We start from the raw sequence: 19,761 nt of genomic DNA, 5'->3' as shown, positions 1-19,761 counted from the left end.
GCAAAAATAACAGGCTCAACGTTAGCGCGATTAAGGAGAACCCCCGGTGAACGAGCAGTTAGAGCAATTCGTTGAAGCCCGTGAGGCATTGTTGAATCATGGCGTAATCGCGTATCCGACAGAGGCTGTGTTCGGCCTGGGCTGTGCCCCCTATGATGAAGTCGCCGTACGTAAGTTGCTGGCATTGAAACAGCGCGATGCGGCAAAAGGGCTGATCTTGATTGCGGCCAATTACAGTCAGTTGCTCGATTATGTGGATGACCGCAAAATTGGCCAGGATGTTCGCTTTAAAGTGCTCTCTCATTGGCCTGGCCACACCACCTTGGTGCTGCCCGCTCGTGATGATGTCCCTAAATTTTTGCGTGGGGAGCATGACACCATAGCGGTCAGAGTTACTGCCTTCGAACCTGCCCGGCAACTTTGCAAAACTCTGGGTACAGCGCTGGTATCAACCAGTGCCAACTTAAGCGGCAAAGCGCCATGCACAACAGCAGACGAAGTCCGCCAACAGTTTAGTGATCAGGTGGCGTGGGTAATGGATGCACCAGTGGGTGGCGCCACAACCCCGAGCACTATTATTAACCCATTGACTAATAAGGTACTGCGTTAATGTCAGACCGCTTTGAATCGCAAGCTCAGTCACCGGCCACTGGCCAACAGTCCAGTCATGAGCATGGCTATCTGGCACAGGTGAAGACGTACCTGCTTGAGTTACAGGACCATATCTGCCAAACGCTGGCCGCCGCAGATGGCAAGGCACAGTTTGAAGAAGACAGCTGGACCCGGCAAGAAGGTGGTGGCGGCCGCTCGCGAATTATCAAGAACGGCGCGGTGTTCGAGCAGGGCGGTGTCAACTTCTCTCATGTCTATGGGGCGACTATGCCTGCGTCGGCAACAGCGCATCGTCCAGAACTTGCCGGACGAAGTTTTCATGCCTGTGGTGTGTCGCTGGTGCTGCACCCGAACAACCCGCATATTCCTACCAGCCATGCCAATGTTCGGTTTTTCATCGCCGAAAAAGAGGGTGAAGCCCCGGTCTGGTGGTTTGGTGGTGGCTTTGATTTAACACCTTTTTATCCCCGCGAAGACGACGTTATCCACTGGCATCAAACTGCGAAAGCCGCGTGTGACCCGTTTGGTTCTGGTTATTACGACAAGTTTAAACACTGGTGCGACGACTACTTTTACCTTCCGCACCGCAACGAGACACGGGGCGTCGGTGGGCTGTTCTTTGATGATCTGAACACAAATCCAGGCGGCCAACTTGATTTTGAACATGCCTTTGGCCTGATGCGCTCGGTGGGTGACCATTTTGTCAAAGCCTATGTTCCTATCGTCGAAGCCCGTAAAAACGAGCCCTACACCGAGCAGCAGCGGGACTTTCAACTGTATCGCCGTGGCCGTTATGTCGAATTCAACCTGGTGTATGACCGCGGAACGCTGTTTGGTTTGCAAACCGGTGGCCGAACAGAGTCGATTCTGATGTCGATGCCGCCGCTGGCGCGTTGGGAGTATATGTATCAACCGCAAGAAAACAGCGACGAAGCGCGCCTGTATGAACGATACCTGCAACCACAGGACTGGCTAAAGTGAGCGATGCGAACGGTACCCGCCTGAATAAATGGATCAGTGAAACGGGCATTTGCTCACGGCGTGAAGCGGACAAGCTGATCGCCGATGGGGCGGTCAAAGTGAATGGCGCGGTGGCCGAGATGGGCGTCCGCGTGGGGCCGGATGACAGAGTCGAGGTGCGGGGTAAGCCGCTGGGTAAAAAGCCCGACCGTGTTTATCTCGCCTACCACAAGCCAGTGGGTGTGACCTGCACTACGGAGCGAAAAGTTCGCAGTAATATTGTCGATGCGGTGGGATATTCGCAGCGCATTTTTCCGGTGGGTCGGCTCGATCGGCCATCAGAAGGTTTGATTTTACTCACTAATGATGGTGATATTGTAAACAAAATATTGCGTGCAGGTAACGAACATGAGAAAGAATACATAGTTACCTTAGCAGAACGATTCGATGATGCCTTCTTGCAACAGATGCGCAGCGGCGTACCGATCCTGGACACCGTAACCAAACCTTGTGTTGCGGAACGCATCTCCGGTCGAACCCTGCGTATCGTTTTAACCCAGGGCTTAAACCGGCAGATTCGGCGTATGGCGGAATACCTTGGTCACGAAGTGGTCACTTTGAAGCGGGTGCGCATTATGCACATTGCGTTAGGCGACCTGGCCGTAGGTGAGTACCGGCAATTAGCCGGGAAGGAGTTAGCAGTACTGGAGCGAGTGCTATCTCACTCTATAAAAACAGAAGAAGCTTCTCGGCCACCTGTGGTGCAACAACGTCCGTCAAAGGCGCGGTCACCACGCGGAGCCAAGGCAAAAACCGCAGAGAAACGGGGTAAACCAGGATTTCGTGCCCGCAAACGTTAATCTGCATTGGTAAATGGGACTCTACCGATGATTAACTTTTTAATGTTCGTTGCTGTTATTGCTGTCGTGGCAATAGTGGCCAGAAGTATAGTGGTTAAACGCCAGGTGAATAATAGTGAACCTGTTACTCACTCAGCAGAGAAAACGGCAGCAGAGACAACCAGAACAGAACAAACGGACAGTACTGCTATTGAAGCCTCCGCTACAGGTGAGGCGGAAGCGCAACAAGCGACAGTCAAAGCGGCCGAAAAAGCACACATTGAAAAGGCTGGTGAGGCTACCAAGAGTGACCTTGAACGGGCAGCCGGCGCTGGTGTTGCTACCAACAGCGCACCGCCAGTACCGGGCGAAGTAGAACCGCAGGCGGCGGGGCTGGCCGAAACAACCGATCCGTTAGCGCGACATCGTTTGTACCAGCAAATTGTCGATACCTGCTATCGCGAACGCGATACTGAGCAAGGCCGGATTGCACTGATGCATTATGCACAGGCACATCTGGATGAGTTCGAGCATATCCGGGAGCGATTGGCGCAGGTTAATGGCGGGAAGTTACCGCAGGTGAGTACCTTCAAACATTATGCCAGTGTGCTGGGTGAACGCGGGCAATATGCCGAAGCCATTTCGGTCTGTGAGCAAGCACTGGATTATGGTCTGAAAGATGGGACTAAAACAGGCTATCAGGGACGTATTGAACGCTTGAAAGCAAAGCAGGAAAAAGACTAACAGCGGCTTAGCTGTTGATCATATGATGAGCAAGTTGAGTGAACTGAGCGCGTAACTGCTGTTTAAGCAGGGTGTCATCAACTTGTTCGTCAATGACCTGATACATGCAGTAAAGCCATTGGTCACGCATGCTCTCGTCGATTTTAAAAGGCAAATGGCGAGCGCGTAAACGTGGATGGCCATACTTTTCGACAAAGCGTTGCGGCCCGCCCAACCAGCCGCTGAGGAAATCAAAGAAACGCCCTCGAACGCTATCGAGCGGTTGCGGATGCAACGCCAGTAAAGCGTGCACAGCAGGCTCGCTTTCCATGATATCGTAGAATCGATTGGCCATGGCCTCGACGCCGGGGTCTCCGCCAAGCTGGCTATATTGCGAGCCTGCGTAAGGGTCCTCTGTCTTAGATTTAGCAAAAAAGCGAGAAAACATGATACCTCTGGCGGTTTTCGGCGATCCTATCGCGCACAGCGTGTCTCCCAGATTGCATCAGTTGTTTGCGCAACAGGCAGGGCTGGCAGTCGATTACCGCGCTATTTTAGCACCCAGTGCAACCTTCGCCCACCAGCTCCGTGAGTTTTTTGCCGCCGGTGGTGTCGGCGCCAATATTACCTTACCGCATAAGCAAACGGCACTGTCGCTGGCTGACCAGGCGACTCCACGGGCGTTGCGGGCGGGTGCTGCGAATACACTCTTGCACAAAAACAATAGCTTGCTGGCAGACAACACCGATGGTGAGGGTCTGTTAACGGACCTCGAGCGTTTGCTCGGTTCGATTACAAGCACTCGCATTTTGATCCTCGGCGCTGGCGGCGCGGTACAGGGGATTCTGCAACCCATACTGGAGGCTGGCCCGGCGAGCGTTGTTATCAGCAACAGGACGGTTGAAAGGGCACACCGGCTTGTTGACCGGTTTGCTGACGAGCGCTTACGTTGCTATACCGAAACCGATGAACGGGCTTCGTTTGATATCATTATAAATGCCTCCGCGGGGGGCCACGGCGGACAGGTCGCGAATCTGCGCGGCGAGTGGTTTACTGAGGCACGGCTGGCGTATGATCTGAGTTACGCTGATGCTGCGGTGCCTTTTCTGCAAACGGCCCGCTCGCTGTTACGTAAACCTGCTCAGGTCAGTGATGGCCTGGGTATGCTGGTTGCTCAGGGTGCCGCCAGTTTTAAGCTGTGGACCGGTGTGCAGGCTGACATTGAACAGGCGCTGCAGACACTGCGCGTGTAAAACGAGCGAGCTTTCTTTGCGATACTGCTAAGCTAAGGCAAAAAGGATATTAACGGCGCGCTATGAACCTCGACCAAATTCTGATTTTGCTGGTACTGCTGGCTGCCATGGTAATGTTTATCTGGGGCAACTGGCGCCATGACATGGTTGCGCTGGGGGCATTGCTCGCCTGCGTCTTTCTTGGCCTGGTGCCGGCAGATAGTGCATTTACCGGATTTGGCCATCCTGCAGTTATCACCGTGGCCTGTGTGTTGGTGTTAAGTAGTGCACTGCAGGCATCCGGCGCCGTTGACGTGCTGGCACAAAAAGTCCTTCCTAAACAGTCCGGGCCGACCTTCAGTATTGCAATGCTGACGGGGCTCGCCACGCTGATGTCAGCCTTTATGAATAACGTCGGAGCGATGGCGCTTTTGATGCCCATTGCTATTCAGTTAGCCAGTCGTTTGCAGCTCCCGCCTGGCCGCGTGCTGATGCCGGTGTCGTTCGGCTCAATCCTTGGCGGTATGACCACGTTAATTGGTACCCCTCCCAACCTGATAGTTTCCGGATTTCGTATCGAAAACGGGCAATCTGGGTTCGCTATGTTTGATTACACGCCCGTCGGGGCTTTAATTGCTCTCGCCGGTGTGGTGTTTGTTGCCTTGCTTGGCTGGCGTTTAGTGCCGGCGCGGGAGCGGGCCGACGCCTCGGGGTTCGATACTGCGGCGTATATTACTGAAGTCAGGGTCCGTGAAGGCAGTAAAGCCGAAGGGCTGCGCATTAATGAGCTGGAAAAATCGCTAGACGAACATGATGCGCAGGTGGTCGGAATTTTGCGTGGCAACGAGCAAGTGACGGCTCCGCATCCTCAGCGTCGCTTGAAAGCAGAAGATGTTCTGGTCATTGAAGCGGATCCGGAAAGTCTTGGTGCTGCGCTGTCCAGCCTGGGGTTAAAACTTGAAGAAAGTCAGCGGCCCAAACGCGAGGAGGACAACGGAGAGGAAGAGGACGCAGTGAATCCGTCGCCGAAAGTTAAACCGAAGGCCTTTATGGGCCGTCGGGTGACTGCTTACTCGCGGGGTACTGACGCGCTGGATGATGAAGATCAGACCGCGGATGAAAAAGAAGACGCGCGGCAAAAGGCGGCTGGCGATGTTGTTATACTGGAGCTGGCGGTGTTACCGGATGGAGACATTATTGGACGCGCCGCCAGCGAGCTGGCATTGCGGACCCGTTATTCGGTAAATTTACTGGCGGTTTCACGCCAGGGTACTCATAATATTCGGCGCATACGGCACACGCGGCTGCGGGCTGGTGATGTACTACTGATGCAAGGCGATTCAGAGGCGCTGGCAGAGTTTGCATCGGTGTTTGGTTGTGTGCCGTTGGCGGAGCGCTCGATTCGCGTTCCTAATAAGCGTAAAGCGATGCTGGCAAGCCTGGTGATGGCCGGGTCTATCGCAGGCGCTGCATTTGGTTTGCTTCCTGCTGCAATTACCTTTGCCGCTGGCACGCTGGCTGTGATGGCACTGAAAGTCGTAGCGCCTCGTAAGATATACTCGGCGATTGACTGGCCGGTAATCGTGTTATTAGCGGCTTTGATCCCGGTTGCTGGCGCCATGATCAGTACCGGCACCGCAGACTTGCTGGCGAACTTTCTGCTTGCTGTGGTGGCGCAGGAAAATGCCATTATCGCATTGACGGCGATTTTAATTATTACCATGGTGTTGTCGGATTTTATGAATAATGCGGCCACTGCGGCGGTCATGTGCCCTATTGCACTGAGTAGCGCGACCGCCCTCAGTGTGAATAGCGACACGTTTTTAATGGCAGTGGCAATCGGCGCATCCTGTGCCTTTCTGACCCCGATAGGTCACCAGAATAACACCCTGATTCTTGGACCGGGTGGGTTTAAATTTGGTGACTACTGGCGCCTCGGTGTGCCCCTGGAAGTGATAGTCTTGTGCGTCGGCATTCCAGCGCTGCTGCTGTTCTGGCCATTGTAAATGCAACCGCGATAGATGAGGTAACAGATGAGCAATGTACTTGGCGACAAACAACGCGCCCGTACGGCTAAAGAGAAGGACCGTCGCCGCGACAGTATTGTCCAGTCCGCGTTGGAACTTTTTCTGGCAAAGCCAGGCGCGTTGCCGACCATGAACGCCATAGCGACACGGGCCGGGGTATCGAAAGGGACCACCTATATCTACTTCGATACCAAAGAATCGATCTATCTGGCGTTGCTGGAAGATGAGCTGTATGACTGGCTGCAACATATTGAAAAACAATTAAGCTACGTCGGCGGGGATGAAGTTGATAAACTAGTCGACGCGTTGATGGCGTTCACGGAGCGACAGCCTAATTTGTGGCCACTGGCGAGTTTAAGTCATTCGGTGATCGAGCTGAACATCGATAGCAAAGAGTTGTTGTCTTACAAGACCAAGCTGGCACAACGCTTCAAACGCTGCGGCAAAGCGATCCGCGAGCACTTTAAGCTATCGGATAAGTTCAGTGAAGAAGTTGAACCTATGCTAATGCAAAGCTACGCGTTTATCCTTGGCCAATGGCAGGTCTGTAACCCGCCGTCGAGTATCGCAAAGTTGTTGCGAGGGCCTGGTTTCAAGGTCTTACAACCTGACTTTGAAAAGGTTACACGGCATGCTTTAGAGCAACTCTGGCGCAACTTTATTGATGAGCAGCGCAAGCACGAGCAGGGGCCAGGTGTGCTTAACCGCCTGTTCCGCAGAAATTAACAGTTAACCTAATTTACTAAAAAAGAGAAGGGATATTCATGAGTCGTATAGCAAAATGGGTGGTAGCGCTACTTGTAATTGGGGTTGCTGTGTACCTGGCACTGGTCGGTATCACCGGCTCCAAAGCGCGTGAGGTTGCCAGCGAGCAGTTCCAGACCTATGCCAGTCAGTCACCTGAAGTGGATTTAGAAATTGAATGGACTGAAACGGGCTTCTGGAGTTCAGAAGGCTTAGTTACGGTGCAAATGGACGTAGAGCCGCTGGGTAACCTGGTGATTACTCACACTATGCGTCTTCGTCATGGGGCTTTGGGTGCGGCGGTCGCCGGTGAGCTTGAAGCATCGTTAGGCGGTGAGTCGATTAATACCCGCTTGCTAAATGGTGAACCTGTTATTCTTGATGGCCGAGTCGGGCTGGGCGGAGCACGCCTGAGCTATCAGGTGCCGGCGATTGAAATGGCTGACGAGGCCTCAGATATTGTATTTATGGCTGCACCTTTTGCGCTGGATGTTGTATTGAAAGAAGACGAGCAGCATAGCCAGGCACGGGTTGAATGGTTGCGTGTGACGCCGACTCAGCAGTCTCATGCGAAAGAGGGCGTGTATTTTGAAGGGCTGCACTTTTCTGCTCAGACGCGGCTTGACCCGGACGACGGGGAGCTTTTGCTAAGTACCGGCGAATCGGGCGTTGAGTATGTTGCCTTCAATAATGCGGATGATCAGGCCCAGATGAGCCTGCGCCAGCTTGTGAATGAGATCCGGGCAGAGCGGATTGGTGATAATCTTCAGTTCGAGTCTGATCTGTCTGTCGAAGAAATCGATTACATGGGCTTTATGGCCGATCTCGAGTTAGATGTCATGGTCGAAAATATTCCATTTGCAGCGTTTCAACAGTTTCAGCAAAATGCTGATCAGGAAGGCGCAGATTTCGCTTTACTGGAAGCAACTCAGCAAAACGACGGCAAGCTAATCATTAAGCAACTGCAAACTACGATCAAGGATTTTGGTCGGGTTGAAGCCAACGGTGAGTTCTGGTTGCGTGAAGGTTTCCCACGTACCGACGATGCTGAGTTTGGTGATTATCTTAATGGTCAGATGAACGTTCTTGATTTACCGCAAATGTTGATGATGCCGTTAAGCGGAGTCATTAGCGGTGAGTTACCCTGGTTAATTGAATTAGAAGATGGTGAGCTTAGTATCAACGGCGAAGCCCTGGATTTACCGGCTCATTAATTCTTGCTATAAGCGCCGGCCTTTTTATCGCAAAAAATTGCTGGCGCTTATTCCCCCCTGTGGTAGTCTTATCGACCCGCTTAGTTAGACCCTGTAGCGGGACAGAATGAAAATGACCAGGACAGAACATGCAGTGTGTTCTATGCAGTATCCACAGTCTAAAGTAAGCAGAAGTTTCTAAAAAAACGACCTGCTTATACCAAAGGCTACAGCCGTAAAGCCTTATAAATCAGTATATTATGATAAATCCCCACTGGATCCTTGTTTTTTGACGGAGACGGTGCCTTTGTTTTGCCCACAGAGTTATCCACAGCTTATTCAGATCACTTCAAGCGCCCGTCAACATGGTGAAAAGAGCCGCCTTGTGGCATCCTATACGCTATATAATTTCTTTAATCAGACGGCTTTGCTATGACCCAGATCCCTGAAAACCCTTTTATTCTGGTCGATGGTTCCTCGTACCTGTTTCGCGCTTACCATGCGCCTCCCCATCTGACCAATAGTGCTGGTGAACCGACTGGTGCGATCTACGGTGTGGTCAACATGCTGCGCAGCCTGTTGAAGCGCTACAAACCAAGCCATATGGCAGTGGTTTTTGATGCTAAAGGTAAAACATTTCGTAATGACCTTTATGCAGAGTACAAAGCGAACCGGCCGCCGATGCCCGATGACTTGCGCAGCCAGATTGCGCCATTGCACAAAATTGTCCAGGCGATGGGGTTACCTTTGCTATGTATTGATGGTGTCGAAGCCGATGACGTTATTGGCACGCTGGCCCGGCAAGCAGAGAAAGAAGGCCGCCTGACCCTGATCAGCACTGGCGATAAAGACATGGCGCAGTTGGTTGGTGAACATACCATCCTAATCAATACCATGTCCGATACTATTACCGACATCGAGGGTGTGAAAAGCAAATTTGGTGTCTCGCCGGAGCAGATTATTGATTACCTGGCACTGATGGGCGACAGTTCGGACAACATTCCCGGTCTGCCGGGAGTCGGCGATAAAACAGCACAGGCGATGTTGCAGGGCATGCAGAGTATTGATGCGATGCTGGAAGCGCCGGAGAAACTGACTGAACTCGGCTTTCGCGGCGCCAAAAGCATGCCGAAAAAGCTTATGGAATACAAAGAGCAGTTGTTGCTGTCACGCGAGTTAGCCACCATTGATGAAAATGTTAGCCTGAGCATGAAGCCGGACGAATTAACCATTCAGCCTGCCGATACTGAGGCCCTGGTGCAGCTTTACGGACAGTGCGAGTTTCGTCGCTGGCTGGGCGAAGTACTTGAGCAGGGCGCCGCGACTGACCAGGCACTCGGGCTCGCGCCTGACGAACGCAAAGCGGGAAGCGACATCGAGACCAAGACAGCTAGCATCGATACCAGTGCGTACGAAACCATACTGAGCAAAGAGGCATTCACTCGCTGGCTGGAGAAGCTGAAGGCGGCCGAGGTGTTTGCGCTGGACACCGAAACAACCAGTCTTAACTACATGGATGCGCGCTTGGTTGGCTTGTCGTTTGCTGTGCAGGAAGGCGAAGCGGCCTACTTGCCGTTAGCTCACGATTATCTGGACGCGCCTGCGCAGCTGGATATGGACTGGGTGCTGGCTGAGCTGAAACCATTGCTGGAAGACCCGACGCCGCGCAAGGTAGGTCAGAACCTGAAATACGATATGCATATTCTGGCTAACTACGGCATTGGTTTACGCGGCATCCTTAATGACACCATGCTGGCCTCCTATGTGCTGAATAGCGTTAGTTCACGGCACGATATGGATACGCTAAGCCTGCAATACCTGAATCATAAAACTATCTCCTTTACAGACGTAGCTGGCAAAGGTGCCAAGCAACTAACCTTTAATCAGATAGGACTCGATGAGGCGGCGCCTTACGCTGCCGAAGATGCGGATGTCACGCTGCGTTTGCATCACGCTTTATGGCAGCGCCTGCAGGACGAGCCTGGCCTGCGTTCGGTGTTAGTCGACATGGAATTGCCCGTGCTCAGTATTCTGGCGGGGATGGAACGTCGCGGTGTGGTGGTGGACCCTGGCTTACTCGCAATCCAGAGTAAAGAGCTTGAACTGGCTCTGCGCCAGATTGAGGAAGAGGCGTTTGCCATTGCGGGGGAGGAGTTTAACCTAAACTCGACCAAGCAGCTGCAGGCCATCCTGTTCGAAAAGCTCGAACTACCGGTGCGCAAAAAGACCCCCAAAGGGGCACCAAGTACCGCTGAGGAAGTATTGCAGGAGCTGGCACTGGACTACCCGCTGCCGGATTTAATTCTGAAACACCGGGGTATGGCCAAGCTCAAGTCGACGTATACCGACAAGCTGCCAAAAGTCATGAACCGCACCACGCAACGAATTCATACCTCCTACCACCAGGCTGTCGCGGCCACCGGGCGCTTGTCGTCCAGTGACCCCAACCTGCAGAATATACCGATACGAAATGAGGCGGGACGCCGTGTTCGTAAAGCATTTATCGCGCCTGCCGGGTACAAAGTAGTAGCGATCGATTACAGTCAGATTGAACTTCGTATCATGGCGCACTTATCGCAGGATAAAAGCCTGCTCGACGCCTTTGCCAAAGGGCTCGATATCCATAGCGCCACCGCAGCGGAAGTTTTTGGAGTGCCTCTTGAGTCGGTTAGCAGCGAGCAACGACGTAGTGCCAAAGCGGTCAATTTCGGCCTAATCTATGGCATGTCAGCCTTTGGCCTGGCGCGGCAACTCGGCATCGGGCGGAATGACGCCCAACATTACATGGACACTTATTTTGAGCGTTTCCCTGGTGTTCAGGACTATATGGAGCGTACCCGCCTGCAGGCGGCGGACAAAGGCTATGTCGAGACCCTGTTCGGTCGTCGACTGTATTTGCCGGAAATTAAAGCGCGTAATATTCCTCGCAAGAAGGCTGCCGAGCGGGCTGCGATTAACGCACCGATGCAAGGTACTGCGGCCGATATAATCAAACGAGCGATGATTAAAGTCGCCGACTGGTTAGCGAAACAGCCGCAACAGGACGAGGTTTTCATGACCATGCAGGTTCACGATGAACTGGTTTTTGAAATAAAAGAAGAGGCCCTGGATCGGATTGTGCCCGCTCTTTGTTCAGTGATGGAAGAGGCCGCTGATCTGGATGTGCCGCTGGTTGCTGAAGCTGGAATTGGTGATAATTGGGACGAAGCGCACTAGCGCGCTTCGTCGGCTTCTAGATCGTCCAGACTTTCACTGACCGTGGCGGCATTCGCTCCGGCGACCGGGGTACATGGCTGGCGATTCGCCGACCAGACGCCGAATAGGATCAACGCCATCCCTGCAACCTGATAGATAGAAATCAGTTCACCATCAAGCACACCTAAGGTAATGGCCACAATGGGGATCAGGTAGGTCACTGAGCTGGCGAAAATGGCGCTGGCTATCTGTACCAGGTGGTTAAATAGAACCAAGGCCAGTGCCGTACCGATGACGCCCAGGGTGACTACAGCCAGCAGTGACCACCAGGCTTGCGGTCCGCTCGCGAGCTTGTTGACGACGTCGGCTGGGCCGGCTAAGTACAGCACAGCCACTGGCAATACCATCAATAATGAAACCCCGGTAATGGTGACCGGACTCAAATTAGGTAAGTAGTTTTTGATGAAATTCAGGTTAAGGCCGTAACATAATGTGGCTAGCACAATGAATAACGCGTAGGCATTTAAGGCCACCAGGCCATTGCCCTGGACTAAAACCAGCAGCAAGGTGCCGGCAAAGCCAATACCCAGGCCTACGATGGTGCGGCGACTGACCCACTGAGAGAATAACAGCGCGCCAATAATCAGGGTGAAGAGTGGGGTTAAAGCATTTAAGGTGCCGGTTACACCGCTATCCAGCTGGGTTTGCGCAAACGCAAACAGGAAAGCAGGGAGCAGGCTACCCGTCATACCCACGGATAACAGCACCAGCCATTGCTTACCTTTTACCGTACGCAGCCGCCACAGAGCGAATGGAGCTAGCGCGGCGGCTGCCGCAGCCAGGCGTAACGCCGCTACTTCGGTTGGCGTGTAGCTCAACAGGCCTTTTTTAATCAGCATGAAAGAGCTCCCCCAGACCAGTGCGAGGAGTAATAACTTCAACCAGGTAGAAAGCGGATAGTTAGTCATCGTGTGCGGTGTCATTCTCTCTTGGCTCAGCAGGCTGGGTAAGCCAGCTATTCAGGGTTGATTCAAGCTCAGGCAAACCATGTTTGTTCAACGAGCTAAAGGTAATAACCCGGACATCACCACCAAAGCCTGGAACTGCTTCTTCAGCGTCCATGAGCGCCTTTTTTCGTGCCCCGGATTTCAGCTTGTCCGCTTTAGTCAGCACCGCCAGAACAGGAATGTCGCTCTCCACAGCCCAGTGAATGAGTTCCTGATCGAGATCTTTAAATGGGTGGCGAATGTCCATCAGCACCACTAAGCCTCGCAGACACTCACGCATCTGAAGGTATTCACCAAGGGACTTTTGCCATTTAAGTTTGACTTCAAGCGGTACTTTGGCAAACCCATATCCGGGTAAGTCAATCAAACGCTGGTGATCGGACAAGGTAAACACATTAATAAGCTGAGTGCGGCCCGGCGTTTTACTGGTGCGGGCTAACTGCCGTTGCCGTGTTAACGCATTGAGCGCACTACTCTTACCGGCGTTGGAGCGGCCAGCAAACGCCACTTCAATGCCTTGGTCAGCAGGGAGCTTACGGATATCGGGGGCACTGGTCAGAAATTGGGCCTGACCAAAATTGATTACTGAATCTGTCACGCTACACCTCTGCACAGAAATTGGGCGGCTATTATGCCGGATTTCGTGCCGTTCAGCTAATCCATTGTACACTCGGTGGGATTAGGCATTTATTCATGCCGAGAATCGTGTAAAATGTATGCCAGTTTAGTACGTTAACAGCGACTTTAAGTCTGGGCGGATGCCCATAATGGATGCAGAGATCAAGTCATGAAGAAATTCGCGATTTTATGTGGTGTAGTACTTTTTGCCAGCAATGCAGCCTTGGCAGAAGAAGGTGATATCGAGCGCGGTCAGGAATTGACGCAAACATGTGCAGCTTGTCATGGCGCAGACGGGAACAGCCCAAGCGGAGATTTTCCGACTATTGCCGGGCAGCATAATAAATACACAATTAAACAGTTGCACGATTTCCAGACTGGCAATGAAAGCCAGGGCGAGCGTGGTCGCTACAACGTACTGATGGCCGACCAGGTTGCAGGCTTAAGTGAGCAGGACATTCGTGATCTGGCAGCATACTTCGCAGCACAGGAACATGAAATTATCGGTACCGACCTGAGTGAAGAAGAGCAGGCTCAGGCGCAGGCCCTGTATATGGGTGGTGACGAAGAGCGTGGCATTACAGCTTGCGCAGCCTGCCATGGCCCTCGAGGCAACGGCATGGGGCTGGCGGCATTCCCAATGATTAGCGGCCAGCATGCAGCCTACACGCGCAATGCACTTGAGCAGTTCCGCAGTGAAGAGCGAAGCAATGATCCGAACGCAATGATGCGTGACATTGCCAGCCGTTTATCCGACGAAGACATTGAACTGCTGTCCCGTTACATCAGCGGTCTTTATTAATAGCTAAGTGATTACTAGCTAAGTGCTAAGCTCTATCAGTTAGCGCCTGCTACTTAACGAAAGCCCCTCGCAACGAGGGGCTTTTTTGTATCTGGTTTTTAACCTGGACAGTGGCTTACTGTGCGGTTTCCTCCAGGTAACGTTGAATATTGGCTTCCAGTGTTTGTAACGGCACACTGCCATTTTTGAGTATCTGGTAGTGGAACTCACGAACATCAAAGTCATTACCCAGCTGTTCTTCAGCCAGCGCACGCAGCTCTTTGATCTTCAGAGCACCTAGTTTGTATGACAACGCCTGGCCAGGCCAGCTGATGTAGCGGTCTATCTCGGTATTCACGTTATGCATCGACAAGGCTGTATTGCTGGCCATGTACTCGACCGCTCGGTCGCGGCTCCAGCCCATGGTGTGCATGCCAGTGTCGACGACCAGACGAGCAGCGCGCCACATTTCGTAGGTTAAACGCCCAAAGTTACTGTAGGGGTCTGTGTAGAAGCCCATTTCGAGCCCCAGATACTCAGCGTACAGTCCCCAGCCTTCGCCGAATGCGGAAATGTAGATCTCACGGCGGTATTCAGGTAACTGGTCCATTTCCTGCGCCAGTGCAATTTGCAGGTGATGGCCTGGAACGGCCTCGTGCAAGGTCAGGGCTTCCAGTTCATACAGCGGCCGACGGTCCAGCGCGTAGGTATTAACCCAGTAAAAACCAGGCTGATCATCGCGATTGGCTCGGACATAGCGGCCAGTGGTGTAATTGGGGGCTATTTCGGCCGGAACCGGCTCAACACCATACGGCGTGCGTGGCAAATGTCTGAACAAGGCGGGTAACGCAGCATCGGCCCGTTTGGCGATGTAAGCTGCCTCGCGCAGTAGTTCGTCGTCACTGCCGGCATAGAACTGATCGTCGCTGCGCAGGAACTGAATAAATTCAGCAAAACTGCCATCGAAACCAACTTCTTCAATAACCTCACGCATTTCAGCGCGAATACGGGCGACCTCGTCAAGCCCGATCTGGTGGATTTCTGCCGGGGTTAAGTCGGTGGTGGTGTAATGCTGTGCCCGGTTGGTATAAAAGCGCTCTCCATGGGGTAAAGCAGTCGCGGCTATAGAGCGTCGCGCATTGGGCAGGTATTCATTCTGCATAAAGTCATAGAAGTCCTGATACGCGGTGTTGACCTCGGTGGCAATGACGGTCTGCGCTTCCATTTCGAATTCACTGTACTGCTGCTCGCTTAGGTGCGACGAACTCTGTGCGAAAGGCCGATAAAAAACGCTTTCTCTGGGGTCTCCGGCAACATAGGACTGAATACCATCGGTGAACCCTGAAAGCACAATCGCGGGTTGGGTAATACCCTGCTCGATGCCTTGACGCATATAGGCCATCTGCTGCTCGAAATAGGCCGGAATTGCACGCAGCTGTTGTAAATGATTGGCGTAGTCCTGCTCGCTGACGAGCTGTGCTTGCCCGGCTAAACTGGCAATCGCACTGTGGAAACCAAATTCGTTGGTTAGCGGCATCAGGTGCGCATTGAATTCATATTGATCAATGTCATTGGCCAGGCTGTACATAATCATGTCGCGGTTAATACGGTTTTGAGTACTTAGTGTCCGCGCATCAATGGCTTCAAGCTGCTGAAAAAACTCAAGGCGCTGAGCATGCCGCTCAGCGAGCGCCTGAGGAGAAATGTCCAGTAACCCGTCCTGAGGGTGGCTCTGCTCTTTCTGATAGTCCCAGGCCTGCTGAGCGAGACTGGTAAATGCTCGGTCAGGGTGACTTTGAGTCTGAGATTGAGCCTGATTAGACTGAGTTGAAGGCGACGGCGTGGTACTGGCGCAGGCGCTAAGCATTAATACCGAAGCGGCGACAAGAGAGAGGCGCATGGTGACTCCTTTAAACGGGTTAATCGCAACGTCATACTATCAAGACATTGATTGTACGCTTAATTAGCGTCCGGTTGCGACCCTGAGAACAGTTTTATACCGCTGGTCTTTACACAAATTTAACGAACGGTAATAAGAAACGCGTTTTTTATAGCAATAAAGTTGTTGATACTCTGCTCAAAAACCGTAACCTAGGACTCCATAAAGCGTGCTGGCCAGATGAAAGGTTAATCATTTGTTGGTTTGTCTTTTTCAAGTAGCAGCACCAATAACAAAAATACTAAAAGCTATAAAAATAATAATTATAAAAAGTGCAGTAAAAAGCGCGCAGATTAAACAAGGAAGAATAATAACGCCAGGAGGCGACATATAAGTTAACCATGGGATGTGGTCGACGTGCCAACAAAGGGATGCACAGCAGTTACTGTCGCGCATCGACAATAATAATGGCTAAAAGCTTACAAGACGTAATAACAATAATAACTACGAAAGTAGCGACAACAGTTCTCGAAACACCTTAGGGTGCATTGGGTTCAAGTAAGGCGATGAAAGCAATTTCATCGCCTTTTTTATTTTCTCTGCGCAAATTCACTGCTCTGAATGTCCTTATGCGTTACCATATAGCAAGATAGTTATAGTGAGGTACGGATAATGACCCGCCGCAAAAAAACACGCAAACAAGGTCCGCTGGGCGTGAAGTCTCAGCCCAAAAATTTACGTGAACATGGTGCCACCGACAACAGCAAAAAGCCGCAGCGCAGTAAAGGTAAGCCCGCCGGCAACCGGCACGCCGAAGGCGCCGCGAAATCACCCGTTGCCACTGGCGAGTCACGTCAGAACGATCCGAGAGTAGGAAGTAAACGTAAGATCCCATTGAATGCGCCGTCACCAGCGCCAGTCACAGCGAAAAAAGCAACTGCTGAACCGCTGTCGCCTGAGCAGGAGTTTGCCGCGCTGGAAGAGAACGAACGGTTACAGACACTGTTAGCCAGGCTGGATGATGGCAAAGCGTTGAGTGCTGAGGACCAGCAATGGGTGGACCGCCAGTTAACCCGCTACCGGGCTCTTGCGGAGAAACTGGGGATCGACCTCGAGGACGACGATGACGACAGTGACGATGATTTAGAGCCGTGGCAACGTTTTGAAAACCCGAAAGACTGGGTGTAACAGGAGAAAGCAATGGTTTGGTTAGCATTGATTGTAGGTAGTATTATTATTGCGGCACTGGCGTACTACGCAGGTTCGCTGTTAGCACAATTACGGCGCCAACGGCAGATCCGGGATACGGCCATCGGCAAACGCAATAGTAATCTCTTTGAGAGCATCGAAACGATTGCATTGGCGATGCAGCAGGAACAATGCCCGCTATCCGAGGGGTCGCTGCGGCTTACGGTGTTACTTGACCATCTCGCGTTGCCGGGCGACAAAACCTATGAGCAGGACTACCCTGCAATCCATGATATGTATCACCGGATTAAACATATGCCAACCCACGAAGCGCGCAAGCAGCATCCGAAAAAGGATATTCGTGAAATGGACCGGGAACGGGAAGGGTATGAGGTGGAGTTGGCAGAGCCGATTCAAAAAGATATCAGCGCGCTGCTGGTGTGGGTTCGCCGACAGCGCGCTTAACGGTAAATGGGTTTTAGTTCTGCTTAAAGACCTGGCCGTCACGCATCACAAAGTGAATATCACTTAGAATGCTGATATCGGCCAGAGGGTCGCCTTCGACAGCGACCAGATCGGCCAGTTTGCCAGCTTCAACAGTACCCAGTTCATCGTCTTGCTTAAGCAGCATTGCCGCATGATAGGTCGCGCTGCGAATGGCTTCCATGGCAGGCATACCAGCTTCAACCATGTAACCGAATTCACGGTAATTTTCGCCATGGTCAAATACCCCTGCGTCGGTACCGAATGCAATGTTCACGCCCGCATTATAGGCATCGGCGAATGTTTGCTGAATTAACGGGCCTATCGCGCGTGCTTTAGGGCGCACCATCTCTGGAAAAAAGCCATCTATCTCAGCTCGTTCGGCAACTGACTTACCTGCGGTAATAGTGGGCACGTAGTAAGTGCCGTGCTCGCGCATGGCTGCCATTACCTCTTCATCCATGTAGGTGCCGTGTTCGATTGAATCCACCCCGGCGCGAACGGCGCGCAGCATCCCCTCGCGTCCGTGAGCGTGAACAGCAACCGTCATGCCGTAATCCTGGGCGGTGGTGACAATAGATTCCAGTTCATCCATCATGAACTGAGGATTGTCACCACTTGAGGCCATGCTGAGAACGCCGCCGGTGGCGGTCAGTTTGATCAGATCAGCACCGTCCTGGTAACGTTTACGCACTGCCTGGCGCGCTTCGATAGGGCCGTTGACCACGCCATCAGCGGGCGTCGGGGCATCGCCAATTAAGCTGTCACGTGTATTATTCGTTGGGTCCGCATGACCGCCGGTGGTGGCGAGTGACTTGCCAGCTGCGAAAATGCGTGGGCCTTCGATAAGCCCCTGGCTGATGCCGTTGCGCAGGGCGACGGAAACGTGATCACTGTCACCAAGTTCGCGCACCGTGGTAAAGCCGGCGTGAAGGGTCAGTCGGGCATAATGTGCCGCGCGCACCGCCGTGGTCGCCGGGTTGTCGGTGAACCGGTTCATATACGACCCCTGGCTCAGCTGACTGGACAGGTGGGTGTGGCTGTCAATAAAGCCGGGCATGACGGTGGACTGGCGTAAATCAATCAGAGTGTCATCGTCGGATGGCTGTTGAAAACCAGACTCTACACGAGCAAAGCGACCATCCTCAACAACAATGGTCACTTCACTGCGAGGGTCGTTATCGGTTCCGTCGATCAGGGTTCCTGCATGAATATAGGTCGCAGCCTGCAGCTGGCTGGAAAAAGCAAGACTGGCAGTAACGCCGAGCGTGGCTAAGATTGCTTTCATTGGGCACTCCTCACTATTGTTTTTTTAATTTGCACCCCAACATAACAGAGTTCATAGATGTACGCTTCACCGAATCGACGTGCTCACGTTATACTGCGGCAAAGCCCCACACCTGAATTAGGACCAGCGACATGTTTAAAGGCTTACGAGAAGACATTGCCAGCGTTTATGCAAGAGACCCTGCAGCGCGCCATTTCTTCGAAGTGCTGACCAACTACCCCGGGCTTCATGCAATCTGGTGGCACCGGCTTAGTCATCGCTTATGGCTGCTGAAGCTGCGCTGGCTCGCGCGTTTTCTATCGACACTGGCGCGCTGGTTTACCGGGGTAGAAATACACCCGGGGGCAAGAATCGGTCGCCGTTTTTTTATTGACCACGGAATGGGCGTGGTTATTGGGGAAACCGCTGAAATTGGCGATGACTGCACCCTTTATCATGGTGTTACCTTAGGTGGCACCAGCTGGACCGCGGGAAAGCGCCATCCAACCCTGGGCAATGGCGTGGTTATTGGTGCTGGTGCTAAAGTGCTGGGGCCACTCTATGTCGGCGACAATGCACGTATCGGTTCGAATGCGGTGGTGGTGAAAGATGTTCCTGCGGGGGCAACCATGGTCGGTATTCCGGGGCGAGTTGTGGCGCCGAAAGATATTCCTACCGACGGAAAGCGGGCCGCGATGGCAAAGAAATATGGGTTTGATGCGTACGCTGTGTCAGAAGATAACCCTGATCCGGTGGCAATGGCGATCGGCAATATGCTCGACCATGTCAATTTGCTGGACGAGCGGGTCAGCGAGCTGTGTAGCTCGGTAAACAAACTCGGCGGTGATGTGTGTGGGGACTTACCACGCATTGAAATGGATGATGAAGATTTCAGGGAAGCAGAAAAGCGCGCGGCGGAAAGTCGCAAAGACGCATTAGACCGCTTTGACCCCAGTATCTAACCGGCAAGTGCCCGGTCGTAGTTAACTTAAGGAAGGACCATGGCTGAATCC

18 protein-coding genes are annotated in these 19,761 nt (G+C 52.7%); 13 read left to right on the top strand and 5 right to left on the bottom strand.

Annotated features, from left to right (window positions below; genetic code table 11):
• Positions 1-46: 46 nt before the first annotated feature.
• Genes tsaC through CWE12_RS06425 form a run of 4 tightly spaced genes read left to right on the top strand, consistent with a single transcriptional unit; the run spans position 47 to position 3,155 of the window.
• The gene (gene tsaC, locus CWE12_RS06440; protein ID WP_241984152.1) at positions 47-610 is read left to right on the top strand and encodes an L-threonylcarbamoyladenylate synthase type 1 TsaC; all 564 of its coding nucleotides are present in this window, start codon (positions 47-49) and stop codon (positions 608-610) included.
• Positions 610-1,593, top strand: a complete 984-nt coding sequence (gene hemF / locus CWE12_RS06435; protein WP_126788850.1) for an oxygen-dependent coproporphyrinogen oxidase — start codon at positions 610-612, stop codon at positions 1,591-1,593. The genes tsaC and hemF overlap by 1 nt, the downstream gene beginning before the upstream one ends.
• The gene (locus CWE12_RS06430) at positions 1,590-2,432 is read left to right on the top strand and encodes a pseudouridine synthase (protein WP_126788849.1); all 843 of its coding nucleotides are present in this window, start codon (positions 1,590-1,592) and stop codon (positions 2,430-2,432) included. The genes hemF and CWE12_RS06430 overlap by 4 nt, the downstream gene beginning before the upstream one ends.
• 27 nt (positions 2,433-2,459) lie before the next feature.
• Positions 2,460-3,155 carry a hypothetical protein gene (locus CWE12_RS06425; protein ID WP_126788848.1) on the top strand — a complete coding sequence of 232 codons (696 nt, stop codon included), beginning with the start codon at positions 2,460-2,462 and terminating at the stop codon, positions 3,153-3,155.
• 7 nt (positions 3,156-3,162) lie between these two features.
• On the opposite strand, the gene CWE12_RS06420 is transcribed toward CWE12_RS06425, so the two are convergent.
• Positions 3,163-3,582, bottom strand: coding sequence for a group II truncated hemoglobin (locus tag CWE12_RS06420; RefSeq protein ID WP_126788847.1), 420 nt, complete (start codon positions 3,580-3,582; stop codon positions 3,163-3,165).
• Here CWE12_RS06420 and aroE point away from each other — a divergent pair.
• The 5 genes from aroE (at position 3,581) to polA (ending at position 11,546) form a co-directional block, all read left to right on the top strand.
• Positions 3,581-4,387: a shikimate dehydrogenase gene (gene aroE / locus CWE12_RS06415; RefSeq protein ID WP_126788846.1), complete on the top strand. Its 807-nt coding sequence runs from the start codon at positions 3,581-3,583 to the stop codon at positions 4,385-4,387. The two genes, CWE12_RS06420 and aroE, sit on opposite strands and share 2 nt — an antisense overlap.
• A 62-nt stretch (positions 4,388-4,449) precedes the next feature.
• Positions 4,450-6,372, top strand: coding sequence for an SLC13 family permease (locus CWE12_RS06410; protein WP_126788845.1), 1,923 nt, complete (start codon positions 4,450-4,452; stop codon positions 6,370-6,372).
• Between the two features lie 27 nt (positions 6,373-6,399).
• On the top strand, positions 6,400-7,119 hold the full coding sequence (locus CWE12_RS06405) for a TetR/AcrR family transcriptional regulator (protein WP_126788844.1): 720 nt from the start codon (positions 6,400-6,402) through the stop codon (positions 7,117-7,119).
• A 38-nt stretch (positions 7,120-7,157) separates the two neighbouring features.
• The gene (locus CWE12_RS06400) at positions 7,158-8,351 is read left to right on the top strand and encodes a DUF945 family protein (RefSeq protein WP_126788843.1); all 1,194 of its coding nucleotides are present in this window, start codon (positions 7,158-7,160) and stop codon (positions 8,349-8,351) included.
• A gap of 411 nt (positions 8,352-8,762) precedes the next feature.
• Complete coding sequence (gene polA, locus CWE12_RS06395; protein ID WP_126788842.1) at positions 8,763-11,546, top strand: DNA polymerase I; 2,784 nt, start codon at positions 8,763-8,765, stop codon at positions 11,544-11,546.
• Here the strand turns inward: polA and CWE12_RS06390 are convergent.
• Positions 11,543-12,493 (bottom strand): DMT family transporter, encoded by a 951-nt coding sequence (locus CWE12_RS06390; protein WP_275540980.1) that lies wholly within the window; start codon positions 12,491-12,493, stop codon positions 11,543-11,545. The two genes, polA and CWE12_RS06390, sit on opposite strands and share 4 nt — an antisense overlap.
• Complete coding sequence (gene yihA / locus CWE12_RS06385) at positions 12,486-13,130, bottom strand: ribosome biogenesis GTP-binding protein YihA/YsxC (RefSeq protein ID WP_126788840.1); 645 nt, start codon at positions 13,128-13,130, stop codon at positions 12,486-12,488. The genes CWE12_RS06390 and yihA overlap by 8 nt, the downstream gene beginning before the upstream one ends.
• 189 nt (positions 13,131-13,319) lie before the next feature.
• Here yihA and CWE12_RS06380 point away from each other — a divergent pair, with 189 nt between their 5' ends.
• Entirely contained in the window at positions 13,320-13,952 is a 633-nt protein-coding gene (locus CWE12_RS06380; RefSeq protein WP_126788839.1) for a c-type cytochrome, read from the top strand.
• Between the two features lie 115 nt (positions 13,953-14,067).
• Here the strand turns inward: CWE12_RS06380 and CWE12_RS06375 are convergent, their stop codons facing one another.
• On the bottom strand, positions 14,068-15,831 hold the full coding sequence (locus CWE12_RS06375) for a DUF885 domain-containing protein (RefSeq protein WP_126788838.1): 1,764 nt from the start codon (positions 15,829-15,831) through the stop codon (positions 14,068-14,070).
• A gap of 651 nt (positions 15,832-16,482) precedes the next feature.
• On the opposite strand from CWE12_RS06375, the gene yihI reads away from it, so the two are divergent.
• Entirely contained in the window at positions 16,483-16,998 is a 516-nt protein-coding gene (yihI, locus tag CWE12_RS06370; protein WP_126788837.1) for a Der GTPase-activating protein YihI, read from the top strand.
• 12 nt (positions 16,999-17,010) lie between these two features.
• A complete protein-coding gene (locus CWE12_RS06365; protein ID WP_126788836.1) occupies positions 17,011-17,463 on the top strand; it encodes a DUF2489 domain-containing protein in 453 nt (150 codons plus the stop codon).
• Positions 17,464-17,476: 13 nt separating this feature from the next.
• On the opposite strand, the gene CWE12_RS06360 is transcribed toward CWE12_RS06365, so the two are convergent.
• Positions 17,477-18,769, bottom strand: a complete 1,293-nt coding sequence (locus CWE12_RS06360; protein ID WP_126788835.1) for a metal-dependent hydrolase family protein — start codon at positions 18,767-18,769, stop codon at positions 17,477-17,479.
• Between the two features lie 131 nt (positions 18,770-18,900).
• Between CWE12_RS06360 and cysE the strand changes: the two genes are divergently transcribed.
• Positions 18,901-19,710 (top strand): serine O-acetyltransferase, encoded by an 810-nt coding sequence (cysE, locus tag CWE12_RS06355; protein ID WP_126788834.1) that lies wholly within the window; start codon positions 18,901-18,903, stop codon positions 19,708-19,710.
• Positions 19,711-19,761: the final 51 nt, after the last annotated feature.

The organism is Aliidiomarina sedimenti (assembly GCF_003986955.1).
Lineage (GTDB): Bacteria > Pseudomonadota > Gammaproteobacteria > Enterobacterales > Alteromonadaceae > Aliidiomarina > Aliidiomarina sedimenti.
This window is presented reverse-complemented; position numbering and strand designations above follow the sequence as displayed.

Bases quoted from the DNA above. Each gene is read 5' to 3' on its own strand.
- hemF (WP_126788850.1), top strand. From the start codon at position 610: ATGTCAGACCGCTTTGAATCGCAAGCTCAGTCACCGGCCACTGGCCAA.
- CWE12_RS06375 (WP_126788838.1), bottom strand. From the start codon at position 15,831: ATGCGCCTCTCTCTTGTCGCCGCTTCGGTATTAATGCTTAGCGCCTGC.
- CWE12_RS06400 (WP_126788843.1), top strand. From the start codon at position 7,158: ATGAGTCGTATAGCAAAATGGGTGGTAGCGCTACTTGTAATTGGGGTT.
- CWE12_RS06365 (WP_126788836.1), top strand. From the start codon at position 17,011: ATGGTTTGGTTAGCATTGATTGTAGGTAGTATTATTATTGCGGCACTG.
- CWE12_RS06425 (WP_126788848.1), top strand. From the start codon at position 2,460: ATGATTAACTTTTTAATGTTCGTTGCTGTTATTGCTGTCGTGGCAATA.
- CWE12_RS06390 (WP_275540980.1), bottom strand. From the start codon at position 12,493: ATGACTAACTATCCGCTTTCTACCTGGTTGAAGTTATTACTCCTCGCA.
- CWE12_RS06360 (WP_126788835.1), bottom strand. From the start codon at position 18,769: ATGAAAGCAATCTTAGCCACGCTCGGCGTTACTGCCAGTCTTGCTTTT.
- polA (WP_126788842.1), top strand. From the start codon at position 8,763: ATGACCCAGATCCCTGAAAACCCTTTTATTCTGGTCGATGGTTCCTCG.
- aroE (WP_126788846.1), top strand. From the start codon at position 3,581: ATGATACCTCTGGCGGTTTTCGGCGATCCTATCGCGCACAGCGTGTCT.
- CWE12_RS06410 (WP_126788845.1), top strand. From the start codon at position 4,450: ATGAACCTCGACCAAATTCTGATTTTGCTGGTACTGCTGGCTGCCATG.
- CWE12_RS06380 (WP_126788839.1), top strand. From the start codon at position 13,320: ATGAAGAAATTCGCGATTTTATGTGGTGTAGTACTTTTTGCCAGCAAT.
- yihI (WP_126788837.1), top strand. From the start codon at position 16,483: ATGACCCGCCGCAAAAAAACACGCAAACAAGGTCCGCTGGGCGTGAAG.
- CWE12_RS06405 (WP_126788844.1), top strand. From the start codon at position 6,400: ATGAGCAATGTACTTGGCGACAAACAACGCGCCCGTACGGCTAAAGAG.
- CWE12_RS06420 (WP_126788847.1), bottom strand. From the start codon at position 3,582: ATGTTTTCTCGCTTTTTTGCTAAATCTAAGACAGAGGACCCTTACGCA.
- cysE (WP_126788834.1), top strand. From the start codon at position 18,901: ATGTTTAAAGGCTTACGAGAAGACATTGCCAGCGTTTATGCAAGAGAC.